The 21,825-nt window shown below is 42.6% G+C and carries 21 protein-coding genes; 5 read left to right on the top strand and 16 right to left on the bottom strand.

The window, feature by feature from the left end; genetic code table 11:
- Window positions 1–20: 20 nt before the first annotated feature.
- The 6 genes from ACTU7M_RS06815 to pepA all read right to left on the bottom strand — a co-directional run bounded on the left by ACTU7M_RS06815 (window position 21) and on the right by pepA (window position 4,794).
- A complete protein-coding gene (locus ACTU7M_RS06815) occupies window positions 21–476 on the bottom strand; it encodes an enoyl-CoA hydratase (protein ID WP_443473629.1) in 456 nt (151 codons plus the stop codon).
- Between the two features lie 230 nt (window positions 477–706).
- A complete protein-coding gene (gene murC, locus ACTU7M_RS06810) occupies window positions 707–2,038 on the bottom strand; it encodes a UDP-N-acetylmuramate--L-alanine ligase (protein WP_443473628.1) in 1,332 nt (443 codons plus the stop codon).
- An 83-nt stretch (window positions 2,039–2,121) separates the two neighbouring features.
- Window positions 2,122–2,733, bottom strand: coding sequence for a hypothetical protein (locus ACTU7M_RS06805; protein ID WP_443473627.1), 612 nt, complete (start codon window positions 2,731–2,733; stop codon window positions 2,122–2,124).
- Between the two features lie 26 nt (window positions 2,734–2,759).
- The gene (gene ytpR, locus ACTU7M_RS06800; RefSeq protein WP_443473626.1) at window positions 2,760–3,371 is read right to left on the bottom strand and encodes a YtpR family tRNA-binding protein; all 612 of its coding nucleotides are present in this window, start codon (window positions 3,369–3,371) and stop codon (window positions 2,760–2,762) included.
- Window positions 3,372–3,385: 14 nt separating this feature from the next.
- Entirely contained in the window at window positions 3,386–3,706 is a 321-nt protein-coding gene (locus tag ACTU7M_RS06795) for a thioredoxin family protein (RefSeq protein ID WP_443473625.1), read from the bottom strand.
- Between the two features lie 11 nt (window positions 3,707–3,717).
- Window positions 3,718–4,794, bottom strand: coding sequence for a glutamyl aminopeptidase (pepA, locus tag ACTU7M_RS06790; protein ID WP_443473624.1), 1,077 nt, complete (start codon window positions 4,792–4,794; stop codon window positions 3,718–3,720).
- Window positions 4,795–4,944: 150 nt separating this feature from the next.
- Here pepA and ACTU7M_RS06785 point away from each other — a divergent pair, with 150 nt between their 5' ends.
- Entirely contained in the window at window positions 4,945–5,298 is a 354-nt protein-coding gene (locus ACTU7M_RS06785; RefSeq protein WP_443473623.1) for a PepSY domain-containing protein, read from the top strand.
- 209 nt (window positions 5,299–5,507) lie between these two features.
- Here the strand turns inward: ACTU7M_RS06785 and trmB are convergent, their stop codons facing one another.
- From trmB to ACTU7M_RS06765, 4 genes are all read right to left on the bottom strand, one after another.
- Complete coding sequence (gene trmB, locus ACTU7M_RS06780; RefSeq protein WP_443473622.1) at window positions 5,508–6,152, bottom strand: tRNA (guanosine(46)-N7)-methyltransferase TrmB; 645 nt, start codon at window positions 6,150–6,152, stop codon at window positions 5,508–5,510.
- A 64-nt stretch (window positions 6,153–6,216) separates the two neighbouring features.
- On the bottom strand, window positions 6,217–7,014 hold the full coding sequence (locus ACTU7M_RS06775; RefSeq protein ID WP_443473621.1) for a phosphotransferase family protein: 798 nt from the start codon (window positions 7,012–7,014) through the stop codon (window positions 6,217–6,219).
- 249 nt (window positions 7,015–7,263) lie between these two features.
- Window positions 7,264–8,487, bottom strand: a complete 1,224-nt coding sequence (locus ACTU7M_RS06770; RefSeq protein ID WP_443473620.1) for an ABC transporter permease — start codon at window positions 8,485–8,487, stop codon at window positions 7,264–7,266.
- Entirely contained in the window at window positions 8,484–9,221 is a 738-nt protein-coding gene (locus ACTU7M_RS06765) for an ABC transporter ATP-binding protein (RefSeq protein WP_443473797.1), read from the bottom strand. Before ACTU7M_RS06765 ends, ACTU7M_RS06770 begins: the two co-directional genes overlap by 4 nt.
- Before the next feature lie 97 nt (window positions 9,222–9,318).
- Between ACTU7M_RS06765 and ACTU7M_RS06760 the strand changes: the two genes are divergently transcribed.
- The 3 genes from ACTU7M_RS06760 (at window position 9,319) to ACTU7M_RS06750 (ending at window position 11,181) form a co-directional block, all read left to right on the top strand.
- Window positions 9,319–9,756: an HIT family protein gene (locus tag ACTU7M_RS06760; protein ID WP_443473619.1), complete on the top strand. Its 438-nt coding sequence runs from the start codon at window positions 9,319–9,321 to the stop codon at window positions 9,754–9,756.
- A complete protein-coding gene (locus ACTU7M_RS06755; protein WP_443473618.1) occupies window positions 9,756–10,112 on the top strand; it encodes a YtxH domain-containing protein in 357 nt (118 codons plus the stop codon). The genes ACTU7M_RS06760 and ACTU7M_RS06755 overlap by 1 nt, the downstream gene beginning before the upstream one ends.
- Window positions 10,113–10,254: 142 nt before the next feature.
- Window positions 10,255–11,181: a peptidylprolyl isomerase gene (locus tag ACTU7M_RS06750; protein WP_443473617.1), complete on the top strand. Its 927-nt coding sequence runs from the start codon at window positions 10,255–10,257 to the stop codon at window positions 11,179–11,181.
- A gap of 295 nt (window positions 11,182–11,476) precedes the next feature.
- Here ACTU7M_RS06750 and ACTU7M_RS06745 read toward each other — a convergent pair whose 3' ends face one another.
- The 5 genes from ACTU7M_RS06745 to ACTU7M_RS06725 all read right to left on the bottom strand — a co-directional run bounded on the left by ACTU7M_RS06745 (window position 11,477) and on the right by ACTU7M_RS06725 (window position 19,102).
- Window positions 11,477–12,442, bottom strand: coding sequence for a 3'-5' exoribonuclease YhaM family protein (locus tag ACTU7M_RS06745; RefSeq protein ID WP_443473616.1), 966 nt, complete (start codon window positions 12,440–12,442; stop codon window positions 11,477–11,479).
- 27 nt (window positions 12,443–12,469) lie between these two features.
- The gene (locus ACTU7M_RS06740) at window positions 12,470–15,184 is read right to left on the bottom strand and encodes an AAA family ATPase (protein WP_443473615.1); all 2,715 of its coding nucleotides are present in this window, start codon (window positions 15,182–15,184) and stop codon (window positions 12,470–12,472) included.
- Window positions 15,174–16,400, bottom strand: a complete 1,227-nt coding sequence (locus ACTU7M_RS06735; RefSeq protein ID WP_443473614.1) for a metallophosphoesterase family protein — start codon at window positions 16,398–16,400, stop codon at window positions 15,174–15,176. The genes ACTU7M_RS06740 and ACTU7M_RS06735 overlap by 11 nt, the downstream gene beginning before the upstream one ends.
- Window positions 16,401–16,610: 210 nt before the next feature.
- A complete protein-coding gene (locus ACTU7M_RS06730; RefSeq protein WP_443473613.1) occupies window positions 16,611–16,970 on the bottom strand; it encodes a YlbF family regulator in 360 nt (119 codons plus the stop codon).
- Between the two features lie 83 nt (window positions 16,971–17,053).
- Window positions 17,054–19,102 (bottom strand): PBP1A family penicillin-binding protein, encoded by a 2,049-nt coding sequence (locus ACTU7M_RS06725; protein WP_443473612.1) that lies wholly within the window; start codon window positions 19,100–19,102, stop codon window positions 17,054–17,056.
- Window positions 19,103–19,394: 292 nt separating this feature from the next.
- On the opposite strand from ACTU7M_RS06725, the gene ACTU7M_RS06720 reads away from it, so the two are divergent.
- Entirely contained in the window at window positions 19,395–20,726 is a 1,332-nt protein-coding gene (locus ACTU7M_RS06720) for a hemolysin family protein (protein WP_443473611.1), read from the top strand.
- A gap of 261 nt (window positions 20,727–20,987) precedes the next feature.
- On the opposite strand, the gene ACTU7M_RS06715 is transcribed toward ACTU7M_RS06720, so the two are convergent.
- Complete coding sequence (locus ACTU7M_RS06715) at window positions 20,988–21,818, bottom strand: aldo/keto reductase (protein WP_443473610.1); 831 nt, start codon at window positions 21,816–21,818, stop codon at window positions 20,988–20,990.
- Window positions 21,819–21,825: the final 7 nt, after the last annotated feature.

The following is a 21,825-nucleotide window of genomic DNA, read 5'->3' as shown; positions in this document are numbered from 1 at the left end:
TAACTTATTTATTCTGATTTCTATTCATTGGGTAAAATCAGTTTTTGCGGGGTTGCAACAATTAATTCCGCTTCAACCAAACGCGTCCCTTCCAAACTATTTCCTTCGACAAAAATGGTCACTTGTTCACGCCTTTCGTCAAGCCGTTTCACCGTGAAGTCAAAGGTGATGGTTACGTTGTGGTAAATAGGTTCAATCAGGTCAATGGACAGGTCCACAATGTGTGAACCAGGTCCAGGTAGGTGCTTGGAAATATTGCTCGTAATAATGCCAACCAGCAAGACGGTTGGTACTAACGGTTTATGATAAGTCGTTTCCTGAGAATAATCGTACTGGATGTACAACGGATTGTCGTCGTTGGTTAGTCCCAGATAGAGCAGCACATCCCGGGTCTCAATTATTTCAGTTACCGTCAAGGAATCCCCTTCCTGAATTTCGTCAATTGTTTTTCCAATTTTTATATCTTTCAGTGCCATGCCATCCTACCTTTCCGTACTCAATGAGATTACTTCTATTTTAACAAATAGCGAAGGGGTTTCAAAGGATGTGAGTTGATTTCATTTTGAAGTCTGCATGGCTATGCCCATTTTCCATTACTACGTGCAGACTTTTTTAAATAGTCTGCATGATGCGGGCTATTTTAGCAAAAGATGCGCAGAATTAAAAAAAGCCAGGACATTTTTGCCCTGACTCGAAATGCTGTTTATTAATTTACACGTTTGATGCTGTGATTCAATAATTCTTCATATGCTTTTCCGAATTTTTGAACGTCGCCCGCTCCCATGAATAGGATAACCGCATTTTTGTATTGCATTAACGGTGACAGGTTTTCCAAAGAAAGCACTTCTGCTCCCTTTTCAACTTTGTCAGCCAAATCCTGAATCGAAACGGTACCGCTTTGTTCACGTGCTGATGCAAAAATATCACATAGATAAACAGCATCTGCCACATTCAATGATTCCGCAAATTCGCTCAACAATGCGATGGTACGTGTGAATGTATGCGGTTGGAAAACGGCAATAATTTCTTTTTCTGGATATTTTTGTCTCGCTGCATCCAGTGTAGCCTTGATTTCTTGGGGGTGATGCGCATAGTCATCAATCAAAACCATGTCCCCTACAGTCTTTTCACTAAAGCGGCGTTTTACGCCCCCAAAAGTGTCCAACTGTGCCTGTACGGCATCTTTTGGCAAACCTTCCAAATAAGTGAAAGTGATAACTGCCAATGAATTCAAGATGTTGTGGTTTCCGAAAGTCGGAATAGTGAAACGACCGTAGAATTCGCCACGAATCGTAACATCAAAAGTGCTACCTTCTGTAGTTTTTTCGATATTCGATGCCACGACATCATTGTTTTCACCCAATCCATATAGATAGATGGGCGCTTCTGCTTTGATTTGGTCCATGTAAGGATCATCGCCGCATGCAATCAAACCTTTACCAACTTGATGTGAAAACTCTTCAAAAGCCGAAACAACGTCATTAATATCTTTATAATAATCAGGGTGGTCAAAATCAATATTGGTAATAATTGCATAATCAGGAGAATATGCCAAGAAATGGCGACGGTATTCACAAGCTTCCAAGACAAAGAAATCCGCATCTTGGCGACCGAATCCTGTTCCATCCCCGATTAAATAACTTGTTGGTTCAATCCCACTTAAAACGTGTGACAATAAACCAGTCGTACTTGTTTTACCATGTGAGCCAGTAATAGCCACACTCGTAAAATCTTTAATAAATGTTCCGATAAAATTGTGGTAGCGAACGACTTCCAGTCCCAACTCCTTCGCACGAACAATCTCTTCATGCGTATCAGGAAATGCATTCCCAGCAATCACAATCATACCTGGTTTGATATTTTCTTTTGTAAATGGGTAGATAGGTATGTTTAAATCGTCCAGACCTTTTTGTGTAAAAAAGTAGGTTTCAACATCTGAACCTTGTACGTTCAATCCTTTGCCATGCAAGATGATAGCCAATGCACTCATACCGGATCCTTTTATACCAACAAAGTGGTATATATTTTGATTATTCATTCGATTCCTCCACTAAACTAAAGTCAGCTTCACTGATAAAATTTCCCACGAAATTATAACACTTATTTTGCAAAAAGCAAATGCTAGTTTTCATTCATTTCATCAAAGAAAGATTTTACTCCATTGGTTACCGATGGTTTTTGAACGACCTGGCGCTGTGTCCACGTACGCGCCTGTTCTTGTTCCATAATCAAACCAAGTGAGCGATGCAGTGCTTTATTAGTTCTTTTATTTACTGTTGCCGGTCTTTTCTCTGTCTCTCTGGGCGGATAAAGATCAATCAAAATTAAGTCATCCGGAGCAACATACAGTTGTTCCTTGATTTCGCCATAGTCAATTCCGCGTTTCTCTTCCCGTGAATTTGCATTCCAAATGGAAGGGAGTTCCGAAGCTCTGAAGGGACGCCGACTTTTATAATAGGCATACGATTGCTTCGTTTTTTCCCGACGCTCTTCACGTTGACGAATGCGTTCCTGAGAAGCAAGTTCTTTCCGGATTTGCATGTCAGGATTTTCCTTTTGATGGCGTTGAAAAGAATTTTTATGCTCACGCAAAAATGGAACGGAAGGAGTAACACTGTGCATGCCAGACGCAACGAACGATGATGGTTGCTTCTGTAGGCCACCTTTTTCAGGTTCTTTATTATCTGGTGTATTCATTAAATAGTTAGGAAATTTCCCTTTATTTTTGACCACTGCACTTACTCCTTCCTGTTTCATTTTTACTCAAAAAAGGCTTTCCCAGTCTCAGTATCCGAATCAAGTACTAAAATACCTTTTTTACCCGTTGGATTTTCAACTCCGAGCTCTTTAGCGGAACAAATCATGCCATGACTGGCCACGCCGCGTAGTTCTCCTGGCCAAATGACCAAACCATTAGCCATGACAGCACCCGGTTTAGCCACAACAACTTTTTGGTCTTTCTTGATATTGCTGGCACCACAAACAATTTGTAACACTTCGCCGTTATCGACTTCTGTTTGGGTGATGTTCAGATGGTCAGAGTCTTCATGAGGGACACACTCTTTTACGTAACCAACCACAAACTTAGGCGAACGGTCAATTGTAATCGTATCATTGAAACCAACAGCCTGAATGACCGTATTTAGTTTTTCAACTTGTTCATCAGTCAAGAAAACTTGACCGTTACCGTTCGGTTCAAAAGTTTCTGAAATGGAAAAAACATTGTAACTGACTGTTTCCCCGGTTTCCGTTCTGAAAATGCGCGTTACATTTCCTTTTGATTCTGTCGAAAGTTCGGAGCGTGTAATATCTCCATTCGTCAACATCAATGTATCGCCAACTGCTTCTTTGTTATAAAAACTTAACCACATAATCCTAAACTCCCTTAAATTTTTTCGCGTGTTTCTGAAAAATAATTTTCAATTTCTTCTTGTGTCTTGCGATCGCCATTTACCCAACGGCTGACTTCTTCACCATTATTATACGTGATAAAACTTGGAATGCCCATCACACCATGCTCTTGTGCAAATGGCATAAACTCATCACGGTCCACTTCGATGATGTTAAAGTCAGAAAACTGTTCTTCCACTTCAGGCATGAAAGGCTTGATATAGTGGCAATCACCACACCAAGTCGTGGTAAAGAGAAAGGTTGTTTTCTCCGCTTGCTTTAATTCTTGTAGTTTTTCCAGTGTTAATTTTTCCATATTTATACCCCCTAGTTTCGTTCCATGATGGTTTCGTATGTGCTTTTATCGAGTGTTTTCGCCACTTGGATGACCATTTCTTTTGCTGCTTCATAGTCATCGATGTGGAACATGGATTGGTGCGTATGGATGTAACGTGCGGAAACGCCGATGACCGCACTTGGCACCCCATTATTCATCGTATGCGCTGCCCCAGCATCCGTTCCGCCTTTGGAAACGAAATACTGATAAGGAATTTTATGGGTTTCGGCGGTGTCCAATAGGAATTCACGCATGCCCCGCAAGGTAATCATGCCCGGATCCTGGATGCGAAGCAAGAATCCTTCACCCAGATGGCCGAAAGTACCTTTTTTCGTTTTCAAATCATCTGCTGGTGAACAGTCAACCGCAAAGAACAAATCGGGATTGAATTTATTTACTGAACCGCGTGTGCCCCGTAGCCCCACTTCCTCTTGCACGTTGGAACCGGCAATCAGTGTATTTGGTAATTTTTCATCTTTCAAGGCTTCCAACGCTTCCAGTACCACCACGTTTCCGTAACGATTATCCCAAGCTTTGCCGATGATTTTCTTTTTATTGGCTGTCCAGATTGTTTCAACTTGAGGCACGATTGGGTCACCCGGACGCACGCCAAACGCAAGTGCTTCTTCGCTGGAATCAAAACCCGCATCAAAAAGGATATCCTCCACTTTTACTTCCGCTTTGTTCGCCCCGCCACGTAATAAATGCGGAGGGATAGAAGATGAAATTACAGGGATATCTTGGCTACGTGTTTGCAAGGTGAAGCGTTGTGCTGAGACCACATAGGGATTCCAGCCACCTAATGAGACAACTTTCAACATGCCGTTATCGGTAATTTGGGTGACCATGAACCCTACTTCATCCATATGGGCTGCAACCATGATACGTGGCGCTTCTTTGTCTTCATTTTCGCGAATACCAAATACCCCACCTAGTCCGTCAGTTTCTACTCGGTCGACGAAAGGTGTCATTTTTTCATGCATATATTGACGAACGTTGCGTTCATTTCCACTCGTACCTTGTATTTCCGTTAAGTCTTTGATCAGTTGAAATGTTTTATCTTCCACTTTGACAACCCTCCTGTTAATTCTTCTTTTCATTATACATAATCTAAAGAAAACGGGCAATGATGCGGTTTTCAAATCATTAACAAACGAAGTTCTTTTATGCTATACTTATGTTAGAGAATTCACAGTTAGCAATCAGGAGGGATCATGATGTTTTGCAAAGAAAAAGAAACTTTTTATGACCTAAATAGAGAACGCATTCTATCAGGCATCCTATTAACATCAGGGATTGTCATTGGTGCTTCCCTTACCGCTCTTTGCATGGGTAGAAAAAGAAAAGTTAACGGCGACAAGATTCTGGAAACAGTAAAAAAAATGTTCTTGGCAGACGGCCCCATCGAGGGCTCCTGGATTGAATTGCACCCCGTACCACTCACACGTTTCTCTTCCGAAACCGATGTCTACTACGGTGGTATCTCACGCAAAGAAGATGATGAGTTAGTGCAGTATGAATTCATTGCAGACGCCTATACAGGTACTGTTTTGGATATTTATAAACTATAAGTTCGTTCCCATTAAAACGGCCTCGGTAAAACGAGGTCGTTTTTTTCTATCTAGGTGCTAGGTGCGGCGTCCCTGTGAATTTTTTCCGCGCATCGCCGCACTTGGGGAGAAAATGCGGCGTTCCCGTGAGTTGTTTCCTCACATCGCCGCAATTCCTAATAAATCACCACCAAAAAAAGTTCGTCCCACATCAGTAGGACGAACTTTTTTTATTCTGCAGGAAAATGGGCCTCAACACGATAAATCGGTTGGCCTTTTGCTGCAAATTTTTCTTCGTATTCCGTTTGAACATTACCTTCAAAATCAGAAGCATGTAAATCCAACCATACTTGGTCAATGATCATCCCAAATTGTGAGAAGCTGGCCAATGAGTATTCGAACAAGCCCATGTTATCTGTTTTAAAATGAACTGCACCATTTGGTTTCATGATGGTGCGGTAGTTTTCCAAAAATGATTTATATGTCAAACGACGTTTCTCATGACGGAATTTTGGCCATGGATCGGAGAAGTTCAAATAGACACGGTCAATTTCGCCGGCTTCGAAATAATCGGATAGCAAGCCCCCATCCGTATTCAACAACTTCACATTTGGTAAACCAGACTCCAACATTTTATCCAATGCTGTTACTGCTACACTTGTTTGCAGTTCAATCCCTATATAATTGATACCTGGGTTTTGAGCAGCCATTCCAACGATGAACTGACCTTTACCTGATCCAACTTCGATGTGAATCGGCCCCTCATTTTTGAAGCTTTCTTGCCACTTACCTTTAAATGACATCGGTTCTGTGATGACGTACTCCGGATGTTCGGCTAATTTTTCCGCAGCCCACGGTTTATGTCTTACGCGCATAATATCCTCCTTATTCTTTTCAAAAAGAAATCCTACTCCAATGACGACTTAGCGGAATAGGATATTATAAATTTTTATAAAATCTGTCTTCATATGATTTCTTCATTCCTAAAATCTGTTGGTTCATTTTATGATAATCGCCTGTTGTATGGAATCGTTTTGCCAATAGCAAGCGATTCATCAAATTATACCACTCCAAACGAGCATCAATACCTTCCGTACGGGTAATACCATATTCCCTTAACCACTCCGGCCAACCCTCAGGCTCTATATATTGAATCAACAAGAGCGAAATATCAGCCATTGGATCAGCAATCTTAACACTTTCCCAATCCACCAAATATAACCGTTTATTATCAGTCAGGAAAAAGTTTTTCCGGTTCAAGTCACCATGGCAAACCGTATATTTAGCACCTTTCACCAAATACAAGGTCGCTTCCAGATAAGCAACAATCGTGTTCAAAAATGAGTTCGTTGCCAAACTTTCATCCAAATCCAACTTGTACTCCTCCAAGAAAGTTTCGGGGTCGTATACCTCGCCCTTCACTTTCCGGAGCATGCTCAACAAGTGATCGGAATGATGAATTTTATTAATGATATCTGTCACGCCTTTGGAATGCATTTCCTGCCTTGTCAGAACTCGGCCGTTCAGCCACTCCTGCGCGGTCAGGACATCACCATTGCCAATCCGCTTCGTCCAGATGAGACGCGGGGTTATCCCCTCAACGGAGAGCGCAGCTAAAAAAGGTGAGGAATTGCGTTTCAAAAACACTTTTTCCTCAGCCCGAATTCCCATATAAGCATGACCGGTATCTCCGCCGATTGGGTGCAGTTTCCACCCCGAATCCATCTTATAGTCCATTTATTTCAGTCCTTATTTGTTGTTTAAATTAAATAACGTGAGCATAGAAAACGAGATGCGAAAGTGACCTCCCCTTTAAACATTCTACAGGAAAAGTCACTCGGTTCCATGTTGTTCAACTAATTGCTCACTTTTGTAAAAATCGTCCTGAATCCAGAATTTTCCTATTCTGAATACACTACTGTTATTTTAGGTTCATTTTCCGCTTCCGTCAAGGTAAACATACAGATAATTAAACAACTTTAATGACTAAAGACTGACACCACGACGTTTTTTGATACGATTCACCACATAAATTTTTGCAAAAAAGAAGATAAAAACACTATTTACCACCAAAGCAATGGCACCTGTCATCAAATTCGTACCCCAGACGGTAGCCAAAGAAAAAATAAATCCTTGAACAAACAAGATGCCCATCATTAACCTTGAGAATCCCTCTTGTTTCTTTTCTTCCGGCTGCGGATACAAGCGCACCATCACATTTTCCCCAACGTGCCTGAAGAGTGGCAACATCTGAAATCCAGTTAAATACACTAAAAGTACACCTAAAACGATATTAAAAGCGGGCATTTGTGACATCGCCAAAACCAACGTCCCGATCAGTGTCAGCCGGACATAGAGACCGAAATAGCTGCTTCCCCGCATGAAAACTCGTGCGAACAAATATTGATACGGATTCAAAGAACCCGACAAAATCCGCACTACACCGTCCAAATACAAGCGGCGTTTGCTATTTTCTTTTCCAGTCGGAGCATCAATGAATAGATTGATGAAACGGTTGATTTTTGCCATGCGCGTTGTTTCGGTCGTAACCATTTTTTCCCAATCCAGTAAACGAGAGCGTAAGGGACGCATCTGGCTTTCAAAAATGAAAACACCGACCAAAGCGAGCGCCAGGCCCCCTATTGGATGAACGAAGAACGCCAACAAATAACTCGCCACACCCCATCCATACAAAAACCATTTAAAAGATTTCACCTTGGCTATGGTACCAAACCGCAGTGCCACTTCTTCAATGCCGAGGTGCACCCACTTCAATGATAAACCTATGAAAAAAATAACCGTGACATCAGCCAGCGCAATCGCTTGCCCCACAAATATAATCGGCAGGAACACTGCAGTCAGCAATAATAACAATACCCCAGGCACCACCATACTGCGCTTCTTAGCCTCTTTGATGACTGTTTGCCACTCTGCTTCCTGGGTGACCAAAAAGACCTGGTCAGCCGCCGTTGCCATGGTAGCGATTCTGCCGAAAAACAACAGGATTGCCAAAAGAAAAGCGGCCACTATTTTTCCCCAGAAGAAGTCGGGTGTTAAGGTTTTAATGAAGTTTGAATATTGATAAGCCAGAGCACCCAACAAAAACATCAAGGCAATAACGAAATGGTCATTCATGACGTATTTCGCATATTTACTTAATTTTTTTTGATAAGTCGAGCGGCGTTTCGCTAATACTGTTTCCAAGGTCATAACGCAATCACTTCTTCCGTCAAACGGAAATATAAATCATCCAGGCTCGCACCCGGCATATCAAGAGCCGCCTGCATTTCTGCCAATGTTCCGCTTTGGTTAACCTCACCCTTGTGGAGCACCACAAAACGATCACAATCCCGCTCTGCCGCACTCAACACATGCGTGGACATCAAAATGGCCGCTCCTTGTGCTTTTTTCTCTTTGACGATTTCACGGAAAGTGTAAATTCCCAGTGGATCCAGTCCCAAAAATGGTTCGTCAATTACATAAACAGGCGCATCCACCATAAATGCACACACCAACATGACTTTCTGCTTCATTCCTTTGGAAAAATATGCCGGAAACCAATCCAGCTTTTCTTCCAAACGAAAAGCTTTGATGTAGCGAATCGCCTTCGCCATGGCTGCTTCTTTTTCAATGCCATAAGCGAGCGCAGTCAGTTCAATATGTTCTTTAAAGGTTAATTCTTCATATAAAACCGGTGTCTCCGGTACAAACGCAAAAGATTGGCGATAGGCCTTCGGATTTTGTTTAATATTCATATCATTAATGGTGATGGTACCTGCAAACGGCTGCATTAAGCCGATGATATGTTTGATAGTCGTACTCTTTCCTGCGCCGTTCAAGCCGATTAATCCTGTTAATTCGCCTGCCTTTACAGAAAAGGAAATATTATTGAGGACGGGAATGGCTGAATAGCCACCTGTCAAATCCGTTATATAGAGTGTCATAATCTGTAACCACTTCCTCATTTTTTCTTGTTTCATTATAGCATAGCCCTTTTTGGTATGGTAAAGTAAATACAAATCGAAGAAAGAGGGATCCTTAATGACAGATTGTATTTTTTGCAAGATCATTAACCACGAAATTCCAAATTATACGGTTTATGAAGATGAGAATGTTTTAGCCTACTTGGATATTTCTCAAGTGACAAAAGGCCATACATTGGTCATCCCCAAGAAACATGTCGCTGACATTTTCGAATACGATGAAGAGTTGGCCGCTCAAGTTTTTGCTAAGATTCCGATGATTGCTCGGGCTGTAAAAAAACATGATCCGACTATCAAAGGGATGAATATTTTGAATAATAATGGTGCATTTGCGCACCAATCCGTTTTCCATTCCCATGTGCACTTAATTCCGCGTTATGAAGACACATCAATTGACGGATTCGGTTTGAAATGGGAAACTCATGGTGAGGACTATTCGTCCGAAACATTTAAATCTGTTGCTGAGGCAATTCAATCAGAATTGGAGGAAGCATAATGAAAGATTTTACTCAGGGATTACTTTTCGGTGTGATTGTCGGCGGTTTGGTTACGTTACTGAACACACCGCGTAGTGGGAAAGAAAATCGCGTACGTCTACAAGAATACATTGAAGACAATACGGAATCGTTTGAAGTGTTAAATGAGGACCTGGTGCGTTTGAAAGCATCCATCAATCGTTTGACAACGGAAGGTCTTGGCGTCGTGAATACAGCCACACAGGAAATTACCGCCTCAGTGGAGGATTTCACAGCCAAAAATGAACCGCGGATTCGTCGGGTTACGGATCGTTTGACTGAGTTAACGGAAACTGTAGAACGTGAAACTGCGAAGTATGAAATGCCGAAAGCGTAAGTATGACCACCGACTTCCCTGCCCTGCAGGGAAGTTTTTTTAATAAAAAAGTTTGAAGAAACCTTGAATTTTTACCAAATGAAAGTTGTTTGTGATATAGTTAAAAAGGTTATTTTATAAAGAAATGGAAGTGTAGAAACGTATGAAAAAATGGGCTTTATCGGCTTTGACATTTGCAGCAGCAGCTACTTTGGCTGGTTGCGCGGATAACAGTGAAACAGTTGCAACTTCTAATGGTGGAGATGTAACAAAAGAAGAATTATATACAGCAATGAAAGATTATATCGGTGAAGAAACATTACAACGTTTGATTATCGTTGATTTGTTGGAAGCTGAAGTTGGCGAAAATGAGTATCTGGCAGAAGCGGATGCTGAGGCCCGTTCAACAATGGCGAACTACGGTGGCGAAGAACAATTCATGTACATCTTGAGTCAATCAGGATTCTCTTCTGTTCAAGATTATACAGATCAACTTTACATGAATAAATTATTGGTTGACGTTGTGGAAAGCCGTACTGAATTTACTGATGAAGAAGTTCAAGCGTTTTATGATGCAATCGAACCAAACATCCAAGCTTCTCACATTTTGGTGGAAGATGAAGCATTGGCAAAAGACATCATCAAACAATTGGATGGCGGCGCTGATTTTTCTGAATTGGCAAAAGAACATTCATCTGATACAACCGCTGAAAAAGGTGGCGATTTAGGTTCATTCGGTCGTGGCCAAATGGTTGCGGAGTTTGAAGAGGCGGCATTCGCATTGAAAGATGGCGAATATACGAAAGAACCGGTTCAATCACAATATGGCTATCACATCATCAAACGTAACGGAACAGATGAAAAAGAAGCCTTTGATGCAGAAGCTGTGAAACAAAAAATGATGGATGAAACGTTGGCTGACTATGCAAAATTACAAGAAGTAATGGTTGCATTGGTTGAAGAAGCGGACATCAAGATCAAAGATAGCGACTTAGAAGGCGCAATGGATTCTTACAAAGCAAGTGAAGAATTAGAAGAAGGTTCTGATGCAGCGACTGAAGAGTCTGCTACTGAAGAATCAGCTGAATAAAATTTATTTTAAATCCCCGGACTAGGTTCTGGGGATTTTTTGTTTTGTCCTGAGTGGTTCCCGCATAAATCACTGCAAAATCAAAATAATTGTGCAATTCTTCAAATAACAAAACGAGGGTGAGACTTTTGCCTCACCCTCTTTCCTGTATACGAATATCTGTATTCTAAACGTGCGACAAAAGGCAGCCCCGACGCCACTTCACGAATAATGCTCAGATGGTCTGCGACCATCCTGTGCTTATTCGTTCCAGTGGTTCGGTGCTAAACGCATTTTTTCCCACTCTCATCTAATCTTACTCATTTTCTGGTTTTACATGTCCCAATGGTTTGTAGAATGAACGGTTTTCGAGGCCAAAAATACGCTCGCTGAATGTTCCTTCTGTCGTCCGTTGCAAGGCAGTGTCAATCATGTTGATGGAAGCATCCAGCAAGTCCAAGTGATGAATAATTTGAGCTTCCAATAGATGTGGAACCACAGGCGAACCGAATTCCAGCTTCCCATGATGCGCCAGCACGATATGTTTCAACAAAATCACATCTTCGTTGTCTTCACTGATTTTCAAAACTTCACAGGCTTTGGTAATTTCCTCGTCCATCAAAACGATATGCCCAATTAGATTTCCTTTTAACGTATATTCTGTCGACATACTGCCAGACAATTCAATCGTCTTTCCGATATCATGCAAAATCACGCCACCCAATAAGAGCGACTGGTTCACGCTTGGATAATTATTAATGACTGCTTTCGCTAGCCTTAAAATCGACACCGTATGGTAACTTAACCCGCCTGGAAACGCATGATGGTGGCGTTTTGCCGCCGGAAATTCGAAAAATGCTTTGTGATACTTATTCAAAATATGGCGCACAATGCGGTTCACCGGCGCACTCGTAATCTCGAATAAAGTTTGGTTAATTTCCTCTACCATATCTTCCGTCCGCATCGGTGCGCGTTCCATGAACATCTCCGGCGTATAGGGTTCGCTATCTGTAATCGGACGTAGTTTCGTAATACGCAGTTGCGGATTATTTTGATACAGTTCCCGTTTACCGGTCACTTGCACAACGGTCCCGGCCTGGAAACGCGCAATATCCTCATCCTTGGCATCCCAAAACTTCCCATCAATCTGTCCGCTCTTATCCTGAAACGTAAAGGCGATGAAAGGTTTATTATTTTTAGCTTTACGCACATCGGCCCCTTTAATCAATGCAAAAAGTTCCAAAGGCTCATCAATCTCAAATTCATATATTTTCTTGGCCACACTACCGCTCCTCTCTCATCTTTTAACTTAGTTTAGCACACTGATTTGCTCGGACGAAAACTTTTCTGTTACTGTTCGATCAAATGTAAAGAAGAAAACTTGCACCTTATCACTCAACTCACCCAGCAATTCATAAACAACGCCTTTTCGCTTCACATCGAAGTTCACGAAGCCATCATCGACCAATATCGGCAAGTTGGCAATATCCGCCGTATTCTTTATAAACGCAAACCGCATGGCAATGTACAACTGCTCAATCGTCCCTTGCGATAATTCAAACGGTTCGAACACCGTGCCATCTTTTCGGCGAATTTTTAAACCCGATTTTTGGAAAACAATCTGCGTATACGCACCTTCCGTTAATCTTACAAAGTAGGCAATCATGTCTTCCAGGATGTGCGGCAAACGATCCTCTTTACCGTGGCGCAGGGTATCTTCCAACCACTCCGCGGCTACAATTTTCTTGCCCCACTCAACAATCAAGTCATACACTTCCGTTTCCAAAATCGCATACTCTTGCAAGAGACTACTATAGGTCCCACCATCTTCCAGGATACTGATTTCGTGGCGTAAGGACACCTCCTCTTCTTGCAAAGCAGTCCGGTTTTCCTGGAAACTTCTGATTTGACTTTGGTTTTTCAGTAGTTTATTTTCGGCTTTTTGCTTGTCGGGATAGCGTTCGAGCAATCGCTCTTTCCCCGCCAATTGTTCTGCCAGAAAATCGCGACGCTGCTTTTGCTTAGCCTGTTCTTCCTTGGCTTGCATCAATTGGTAGAATTCAGCTTCGTTTTCCACATTGGCATTGTCCAACATAGTTTGGCGCTTGGCATTTATTTCATCCAAACGGTTTTGGATTTCCTTACGTTCTACTTTTAAATCACTGATCTTATCCGAACTATTCTTGGCCTGTGTTCTTTCCACTTCCAATTTACGGTGCAGTTCCGGGAAACGTTCAAAGAACATTTTAGGTTCCAGATGATTCAATTGGAAATGTTCGCGAATAAATTCCGTACGCGTTTGCCAATCGGCTAAAGATAACTCGACTTCTTCCAAACGGGCCACTGTTCGGGCAAGGTTCGTTTCAAGGTTTTCCAACTGGACAGCCGGATTTTCTTCCAGCACACGCCGCAATGAGAAACTCGTTGGATAATGTGCCTCTACCAGCCAAGTCCGTTGTTGCTCCTGGAGCTGCTCCATCTTCGTTTCCAATGCTTCTTGCTCATTCAAAAATTGCAGCAGGCGTTCTTGCGCAGCCTCTTCGTCTTCACGTAAATCACGCAAACGGCTTTCCCGCGTTTGTTGGGCGATATAGGCTTCCGTTTCGGTAGGTGGTTTAGGCTTGACGAACGATGCTCCAACAGCGACCGCCGCCACCAGCAAAGCATATATGCGCAAACTTGGTAACAAGACCGCCACCAGTAAAGCAGCGATGGCAAGGCCCCACCAGGCAAACTTGGCTTTGTTAGTGGGTGTTACTTGGGGTTTGATTGTCTCACTTTTCCCGGTTACTTCCTTGATTCGTTTTTCCAATGAGTCCAATTCGGTATAACAGGTTGCAATTCGTTGATTTACTAATTCAATCTGACCGGCAATTTTTTCTTCTTCAGCCAATAATTCCCGAATGATTGCTTCGTTTTCCGCATCCACTTTCACCATATTATCCCCGAACCCGTATTGGCGTTTGAACATGACCAAGGCGGCTTCTTCTTGATTCATTTGATTGGTTAAAGCGTAGGCATTCGTAAATAAGTCCTGTGTTTTGGTATAAGCGTCCTGCAAAGCATGCCAGTCATGCCGATGTTCGTCGTACCAAATGGCATTCGTAAATGCTGCATACACTTTTTGTTCGTTTTGTATTTGGGCGTTCACTGCGGACAATCGTTTTAAGTCATCCGTAATGGCGGTTTGCAGTCGTTCCCAACGTTTCGCCGCATCCGGTGGCAAGAATCTGGTATCCACTGCTTCAATTTTTTCTGAAAGTTGTAGCCATTCTTGATAGTAATCCCCCAGTCGGATTGCCTCACTCAGTTCACGGTTCTCCCGTTCAAATCCAGTGATTTGTTCGTTGCCCTGTTGCAATTTTTCCTGAATCGATTCCAGCCGCAACAACAAGGTCTGGTATTCATTGTTTTTACGTTTGGCTACTTGCAGCTGTTCCCACAACTTTTCCGTCTCTGCCAGTTTTTTGTTCAACTCAGGATTTTTTCCGGAAGGCTTGAATTCTTTCTGGCCTTCCTTGCGATAGCCGTCAGCTAAATTAAGGAAGAGTTCACTTCCGGTCGCGCCGATCCCCATCAAATAGCGATTGAGCTCTTCTTTTTTTACATGCCGTAAGTGTAGGAGGCGGTCGATTTGAAAGGTGTACAAATCATCGTACGTGGCACTGTCGACCCCCAATAAATAACGCGGCAAGTTCTCGACGATTTCCTGGACCCCGTTTTGATGGGTCAAAGTAGCCCGGTCACGATCACGGTTTTTAATTCGTTCGATGGTCACGTTTCCGAAACGTGTGTTTGATAGCGTGAGACGGCCACCGTAACGTTCGCCCAGCTTTGGTTCATACGTATTCGTGTCTTTTTTTCGACGGGAAGGAAAACCAAAAAAAATCGTATGGATAAAGGATGCAATTGTGCTCTTGCCGGCTTCATTGCTGCCGAGGAAAATTTGTAGATCCTTTAGGTCAGTGAATGTAGCTTGGGTCCATTTGCCATAGCCGTAGATTTCGATTTTTTCAATCTTCATTAATTGATTCCCCCTCCTCGAAAACGATATCCTCGAGGAGTAATTCCTCTGCTTCCTGTAAAATCTTGGTTTTTAAGTGCTTATCTTGCTCCAAATCCGCAAAGCGCGTGCGCACGGTTGGATGTTTGAATAAATCCTGGAGCACGCGGCGATAAGTTTCGTCGTGGGATAAATGCTCCTTGCTGCGGTTGAAACTTTGTTGCATGCGATCGTCCGCAGAAAAGACGAGGCGCTCTTTTTTCGGTGCCAAGGAAATACGGTACAAGTAGACATTTTCCGACTGGGAGATACCAGCCAAGAGGTCCCCGTTGTGGATACGCGTGATAACGTCGTCAGGTAATGCTTCACGGTCATCGAGTTTGAGGGACAACAGAATGGCCTGATCCGGTTTTTCTGCACGGGCAATTTCCTCAGCAATCTTAGTGTAGAGCACATCAAGGGTGTGAATGCCCAACAATGAAATTGTCTTCTCTTTCCACCATATCGGTGCGGTATTCACGAAAGTTAAGGTCGGTTCCATACCTTTTTGTAAAGTGACCAAAAAAGCACCTTTTTCGTCCAATTCGTTTGGATTGCGACCCTGCGTGTTGCCGGGATATACGATAGGTGGTTGTTGGATGAGTACTTGCCGCTTGTGGATATGGCCAAGTGCCCAATAATCGTATTGTTTATTGAGTAAATCAGTGATGGTAAAAGGTGCATAAACGTCTTCGGCCGAGGCAGAACCTTCAAGGTAGCCGTGTAAGAGGCCAATATGAAATTCGGTATTGGCGCGTTTGGGATATTTATCGATCATGCGCTCGGTGACCCAGCGTTTTGGATAACTGAACCCCGTGATAGCTGTATTGTTAAGGTAATGTGTTTCAGGCTGGTTTCCAAAGACCGTGACGTTTGATGGCATTTGCAAACGCGACGTGCCGTTATCCATAAAATCATGATTTCCGTGTGAAAGGAAAACCGGAATTTGGGCCGTCTTTAAACGTGTCATTTGGTCGCGAAAAAATGCCTGAGCCTTGACACTTTGGTTATCACCATCGTAAATGTCCCCTGCTATGACCATGAAATCAACCGCTTCTTGGATAGCAAGCGTCACAAGACGCTCGAAAGCTTGAAATGTCGATTGATAAACCCGATCATATAGTTTTGGATGTAACTGCTTCAAGCCTTTGAACGGACTGTCCAAATGCAAATCAGCAGTATGTATAAAGCGAATCAAACCCTTCCCCCCAATCTTGCATCAATTAAACCATTTGTGCTTCAAAAATTAATCGAAATGGTTTAATAACAGTTAATTAGACCATTTTAATAAATTTTCAGTTATGAAATGGTTTAATTCCAACAAAAAAAGCTTTGTCTCCTTTGATCAGCTGGCTTTCTTGCTACCAACTTTGATCTCGAAAGACAAAGCCCGCTATTTTAATAACGATTAATTTTCATTTCCAGGATTTTGTGCGTACATTTCTTGAAGTGGACGAACAATAATCTTGTTGATATCTTCAATAACCGTGCTCAATTGTTGCTCAGCACTCATCATTTTTTGAATCATTTCGTTTTCGCCGGCACGGCCTGCGATTTCTTGTGCTTTTTGGATGAACTCATCATCCAAGCCTTCACCTGACATTTGTTTCATTTGGATTTGTTGTTGAATTCCTGTGAACTCACCAAACAATGAACGTGCTACTTCATCTGCTTGAACAGCAGTATAAGCTTCCGTCAATGATTTAAATGCAGGTTGCTCGCGCAAGTTACTTTCTAATTCATAAGCAATATCATAAATGTTTTTCATGTCTTCATTCCTTTGTCTTTTACTAGTTCTATTTTAACATTAATACCGTCAGATGCAAAGATTTAATCGAAAATACGTTCGTTTTATCTAAACCAACCCGTCGCCCAGTCCAGGAATTTCTGCGATTCTTCCTCTATTTTCTGACCAAAGTCGTTCAGGTCATCCAGGAAGCCCCCGCTCGTTTCTGCCTGTTCTTCAATGCCCGCAACCGCGAATTCGGTTTGTGGGCTGACGCTCAATAGATTCCCGGTTTCCGCACTGAATAAATCATAGAACATGTTCCCGGTACTGCTCAAGTTATGTTCCGCATCGGTATGGTCGAAGCCGATCCATGTCGCAATCGCGATATCCGGAGTGTAGCCAATCATCCATTTCGTCCGGTCATATTCGCCCCCGTCCCCTTCGGATGTCCCGGTTTTACCAGCCAGCAACATGCCATTATAAGGCTGGGCACCATAACCGGTACCGCCCGGAGCATACGTCCCCATCATCATACTCGTCATTTCATCGGCCGTCTCTGTGGAGGTAATCCGTTTCGTTTTCGGCTTGGTATTATCCACAATGACCGCTCCCGTCGCATCCACGATTTTGGTGATGAAACGCGGCTCAGCCTTCACCCCACCGTTGGCAAATACGGAATACGCACTCGCCATCTGTAAGGGTGACACACCGTCCATTGCCCCAAGAGCAATGTCGCCTAATTCTTTTTCATCTTCTTCACGTATGGTGAAGCCAAATTCTTTCAGCTGTTTGACTCCTTTTTCAATACCCATTTCATTCAATAAATAAGCAGCCGACGTATTCTTACTTTCCACTAATGCCTGATACATCGGAATGCCTTGGTACTCACTATAGAAGTTGTAGTTGGCAACGAAATAATCCTTGTTTTCACCATATCCGATGGTGTCATCATCCATGATCAAGGAATCCACTTCGTAACCATTTTCCAAAGCTGGCAAATACACCGATAGTGGTTTAATCGTCGAAGCTGGTGGCACCCGCATTTGAGTAGCGCGGTTAAAGCCACGGAACATATGCTCACCGCGTCCACCCACAATAGCCATGACATCACCTGTCCCGGGTTCAATGGCAACTGACGCACTTTGAAGCAAGGTCCCATCTTCTGCATCGGTGAAATAGGCTGTTTCATAGGTCAAATCCATTTGTTGCTGGTATTGTTGATCCAGGCCGGTATAAATTTTGTACCCTTTGTTCAACAAATCTTCTTCATCAATATTGTATTCCGCGATGGCCTCCTCGATCAACGCATCGAAATAATACGGATAATTATAGGCATCATTATTGTCGTAACCATCTGTCAAATAAATACCTTCCGCAATCGCTGCATCAGCCGTTTTCTGGTCTGTAAAACCATTATCAACCATCAATTGTAAAATTAAATCCCGGCGCTCGATACTATTGTCATAGTAATCAATCGGGTTGTAGTTTGACGGAGCTTTCAAAATACCCGCCAAAACCGCTCCTTCCGCCAAGGTTACATCTGAAGCGGGTTTGCCAAAATACTTCCAGGAAGCATCCTCAACGCCCCACACGCCACTACCGAAGTAGGAATTATTTAAATACATTTCCAAAATATCGGCTTTTTCATACTGTTTCTCAATTTCTAAAGCCAGGAATAATTCCTTCGCTTTTCTAATCAGTGTTTGATCGAGAGTCAGATAGGCATTCTTCGCTAACTGCTGGGTCAGCGTCGATCCCCCTCCCACGATATTTCCACGGTTCATGACATAACCAACCGCTGCCCGTCCAATCCCAATCGGGTCAAAGCCATTATGGGAATAGAACCGCTTGTCCTCAGTCGAAATTACCGCATCCTGGATGTGGGCCGATATTTCCTCAATCGAAACGAATGTCCCTTTTTGCGCATACAACTCACCGGCTTCCTCACCATAGCGGTCATATACCACGGTTGTCTGTCCCAACCCAGCCTTTAAATTTTCAACATCCGCTGTTTTTGCTAAAAAAACCAAATAAGTGCTACCGATGAGCACTGCTACCAGCGAGAGCAGGACCATCAATTTATTAATGCGGTAACGACGCCAGAAGTTTTTGAGATTTACCATTTGGCGATGGTACCAATTTTTAATTTTTATTTTCCATTCTTCTTTCATATTCATCATTCCTTTACCTTACTGTTAGCTTACCAAAACTTAGGTCATCTGGTAACCCATCTTAGGTCTGATTCCTTCAACATTGCAAAATTGTAAATTTGATTTATAATTTTATCATAGATACCAATGTTGCGTGGAAATTTTTTATTAAGAAAGAGGTGAAGCCTTTGGGACAGAGCAATTCAGACGATTATTCTCTATAGACCAAAAGATTACATCCAAGTTATCTTTTGGTCGCATCCATCGCTTTACCAAAAGTATGCTTGTGACTACCCACTAATAGGAGGCACATATGAGTATTACGACAGGATTAATACTATTCTTTATTATTTTAGCAGTAGCCGCTTTTTTTGTTATGTCAGAATTTGTACTGGTCCGCATTCGCCCTTCGCGTTTGGACTACTTAATCGAAAACGGCAATAAAACAGCTGAATTGTTAAAAACAATGACGGTTAAATTAGATACCTATTTATCCGCAACCCAGTTAGGTGTAACCATCACCTCACTTGCTCTTGGTTGGTTAGGAGATCCAACCTTTAAACGTATTTTTGATACGCTATTTGCGAATTTCGATATCCCGGAAGGTGCTTCAACGATTTTATCATTTGTCGTTTCCTTCGCTATCTTGACAGCGCTGCAAGTTATTATTGGTGAATTAGTTCCCAAAAATCTTGCGATTACCAAGACTGAGAAGCTGGGCATGAAAATTGCTCGTCCCTTGCATATCTGGTACAAAATCATGTACCCGTTTGTTTTTATTTTGAATAAAGCAGCAAATGGTATTTCAAAAGCTTTGGGACTGACCACTTTCGCCGAATCGGACGATAATGTTTCCGAAGAAGAGCTACGCTTGATCATGAGTGAGAGTCTAAAAAGTGGTGAAATCAATTTCGAAGAATATCAGTTTGTGGAAAATGTATTTGAATTTGACGAAAGAATGGCGCGGGAGATTATGGTACCGCGGACGGACATGGCAGTTGTGTGGAGCGATGACACGTTGGAAGATATCGGAATGCTCCTTCAAAAAGAAAAGTACACCCGCTATCCGGTAGTCGAAGGCGATAAAGATAATGTTCTGGGTGTCATCAACGCCAAGGAAATTTTTGGTGCTTATGTGGCCGCTACGCAAGGGAAAACGACGGAAACCTTTAATATCCAGGATTATCTGCGCCCGGTCATTACCGTAATCGAGACACTGGCTATCAAGGATTTATTATTTAAAATGCAAAAAGAACGCCACCAAATTGCCATTTTGGTTGATGAGTATGGTGGGACCAGTGGTTTGGTTTCAATGGAAGATATCGTCGAGGAGATCGTTGGGGATATTTCCGACGAATATGAATCCGAAAACATTCCTGACTACATCCACCTGGGCCAAAACCACTACCGCCTGGGAGGCCGGATGCTAACTGACGATGTAAATGATGTCTTCGGGCTGGACCTTGAAGAAGACACGGTTGATACAATCGGTGGCTGGATTCTGAATGAAAAGTACGATATCAAAGTCGGCGAAGAAATTGCCTACAAGAATGTAATTTTTAAAGTCATTCAAAAAGAAAAAAATTCAATTGAAGCGATTGATGTGTTTTTAGAGACTAATAAAGATACAATTACTGAAGAATAATAGAAGCGCGAACTACTAGTAAAAAGTAGTTCGCGCTTTTTATGTGCCAGATACGGCGATTAAAAATATTTGTTGGGCTAAACGCCACACTTTGGCTCTAAGTGCGGCGTTCCCGTTTCACATTTCTTCTGATCGCCGCATTTTTGGTCCAAATGCGGCGTTACGGCCTCGAGATTTTTCTAAACGCCGCTTTTTTTCAAAAATTGCGGCGTTCCTGCGTTTATTCTGAGCTAATCGCCGCACTTGGGGTATATATTTCGTTTACCACTCAAATCCGGTATTCTCTGGGTCACGGCCGTAGCGGGTTTCCAGATTAATTTTGGCGATGGCTGCTAAGTCTTCATCGTTTAGCTTGAAATCAAATAATTCAAAATTCTCGTGAATCCTGCCTGGGTTCACGGACTTAGGAATCACGATAGATCCGCGGTCGATATGCCAGCGCAAGACAATTTGAGCTGGTGTCTTTCCGTATTTTTCACCGATTTCTGCCAACAAGGGATGCAGCAATAAATCCGATTTTCCTTGGCTCAGTGGGCCCCAAGACTCATGACGGATATTTTCTTTTTCCAAATAGGCTCGTAATTCATCTTGTGGGAAATATGGGTGGGTTTCAACTTGATTCACCATTGGCATGATAGTCGCATATTCTTTCATCGCTTCCAGATGATTAATGGAAAAATTAGAAACGCCAATCGCTTTTACTTTACCCGCTTGGTACAATTCTTCCATTGCACGCCAGGTGTCCTTCACATAGGGGCCATGCCAGTGAATCAAATAGAGATCCAGATAATCGGTTTGTAATTTTTCCAGCGATTCCAAAAAAGCTTGCTTCGTTTTTTCATAGCCCTGCATGTCATTCCAAACCTTTGAAGTCAGGAATAACTCTTCCCGCGCAATCCCCGCATCTTTAAGGGTCTGCCCTAAAACAGCCTCATTCCCATAAACAGCAGCCGTGTCAAAATGACGGTAGCCAACTTTCAAGGCATGCTTGAGGGCCCATACCGTTTCTTCTTCGTCGGTCATCAAAAAAACGCCAAGTCCTACTTGTGGAATTTCAACGCCATTTGTCAATGTAACGATCGGTGTCACCATGTAGCAG

The organism is Jeotgalibaca sp. A122 (genome assembly GCF_052266715.1).
In the GTDB taxonomy this organism is placed as follows: domain Bacteria; phylum Bacillota; class Bacilli; order Lactobacillales; family Aerococcaceae; genus Jeotgalibaca.
Note: the sequence above shows the minus strand (reverse complement) of the source record. Positions and strands in the feature narration are given on the sequence as shown.

What these genes read in the sequence shown, in the direction of transcription:
- ytpR (WP_443473626.1), bottom strand. Translation starts at nt 3,371, where the DNA reads ATGTGGTTAAGTTTTTATAACAAAGAAGCAGTTGGCGATACATTGATG.
- ACTU7M_RS06755 (WP_443473618.1), top strand. Translation starts at nt 9,756, where the DNA reads ATGAAAGATTTTACTCAGGGATTACTTTTCGGTGTGATTGTCGGCGGT.
- ACTU7M_RS06720 (WP_443473611.1), top strand. Translation starts at nt 19,395, where the DNA reads ATGAGTATTACGACAGGATTAATACTATTCTTTATTATTTTAGCAGTA.
- ACTU7M_RS06760 (WP_443473619.1), top strand. Translation starts at nt 9,319, where the DNA reads ATGACAGATTGTATTTTTTGCAAGATCATTAACCACGAAATTCCAAAT.
- ACTU7M_RS06795 (WP_443473625.1), bottom strand. Translation starts at nt 3,706, where the DNA reads ATGGAAAAATTAACACTGGAAAAACTACAAGAATTAAAGCAAGCGGAG.
- ACTU7M_RS06775 (WP_443473621.1), bottom strand. Translation starts at nt 7,014, where the DNA reads ATGGACTATAAGATGGATTCGGGGTGGAAACTGCACCCAATCGGCGGA.
- ACTU7M_RS06815 (WP_443473629.1), bottom strand. Translation starts at nt 476, where the DNA reads ATGGCACTGAAAGATATAAAAATTGGAAAAACAATTGACGAAATTCAG.
- ACTU7M_RS06725 (WP_443473612.1), bottom strand. Translation starts at nt 19,102, where the DNA reads ATGAAAGAAGAATGGAAAATAAAAATTAAAAATTGGTACCATCGCCAA.
- trmB (WP_443473622.1), bottom strand. Translation starts at nt 6,152, where the DNA reads ATGCGCGTAAGACATAAACCGTGGGCTGCGGAAAAATTAGCCGAACAT.
- ACTU7M_RS06750 (WP_443473617.1), top strand. Translation starts at nt 10,255, where the DNA reads ATGAAAAAATGGGCTTTATCGGCTTTGACATTTGCAGCAGCAGCTACT.
- murC (WP_443473628.1), bottom strand. Translation starts at nt 2,038, where the DNA reads ATGAATAATCAAAATATATACCACTTTGTTGGTATAAAAGGATCCGGT.
- ACTU7M_RS06715 (WP_443473610.1), bottom strand. Translation starts at nt 21,818, where the DNA reads ATGGTGACACCGATCGTTACATTGACAAATGGCGTTGAAATTCCACAA.
- ACTU7M_RS06765 (WP_443473797.1), bottom strand. Translation starts at nt 9,221, where the DNA reads ATGACACTCTATATAACGGATTTGACAGGTGGCTATTCAGCCATTCCC.
- ACTU7M_RS06740 (WP_443473615.1), bottom strand. Translation starts at nt 15,184, where the DNA reads ATGAAGATTGAAAAAATCGAAATCTACGGCTATGGCAAATGGACCCAA.
- ACTU7M_RS06730 (WP_443473613.1), bottom strand. Translation starts at nt 16,970, where the DNA reads ATGAAAAACATTTATGATATTGCTTATGAATTAGAAAGTAACTTGCGC.
- ACTU7M_RS06770 (WP_443473620.1), bottom strand. Translation starts at nt 8,487, where the DNA reads ATGACCTTGGAAACAGTATTAGCGAAACGCCGCTCGACTTATCAAAAA.
- ACTU7M_RS06785 (WP_443473623.1), top strand. Translation starts at nt 4,945, where the DNA reads ATGTTTTGCAAAGAAAAAGAAACTTTTTATGACCTAAATAGAGAACGC.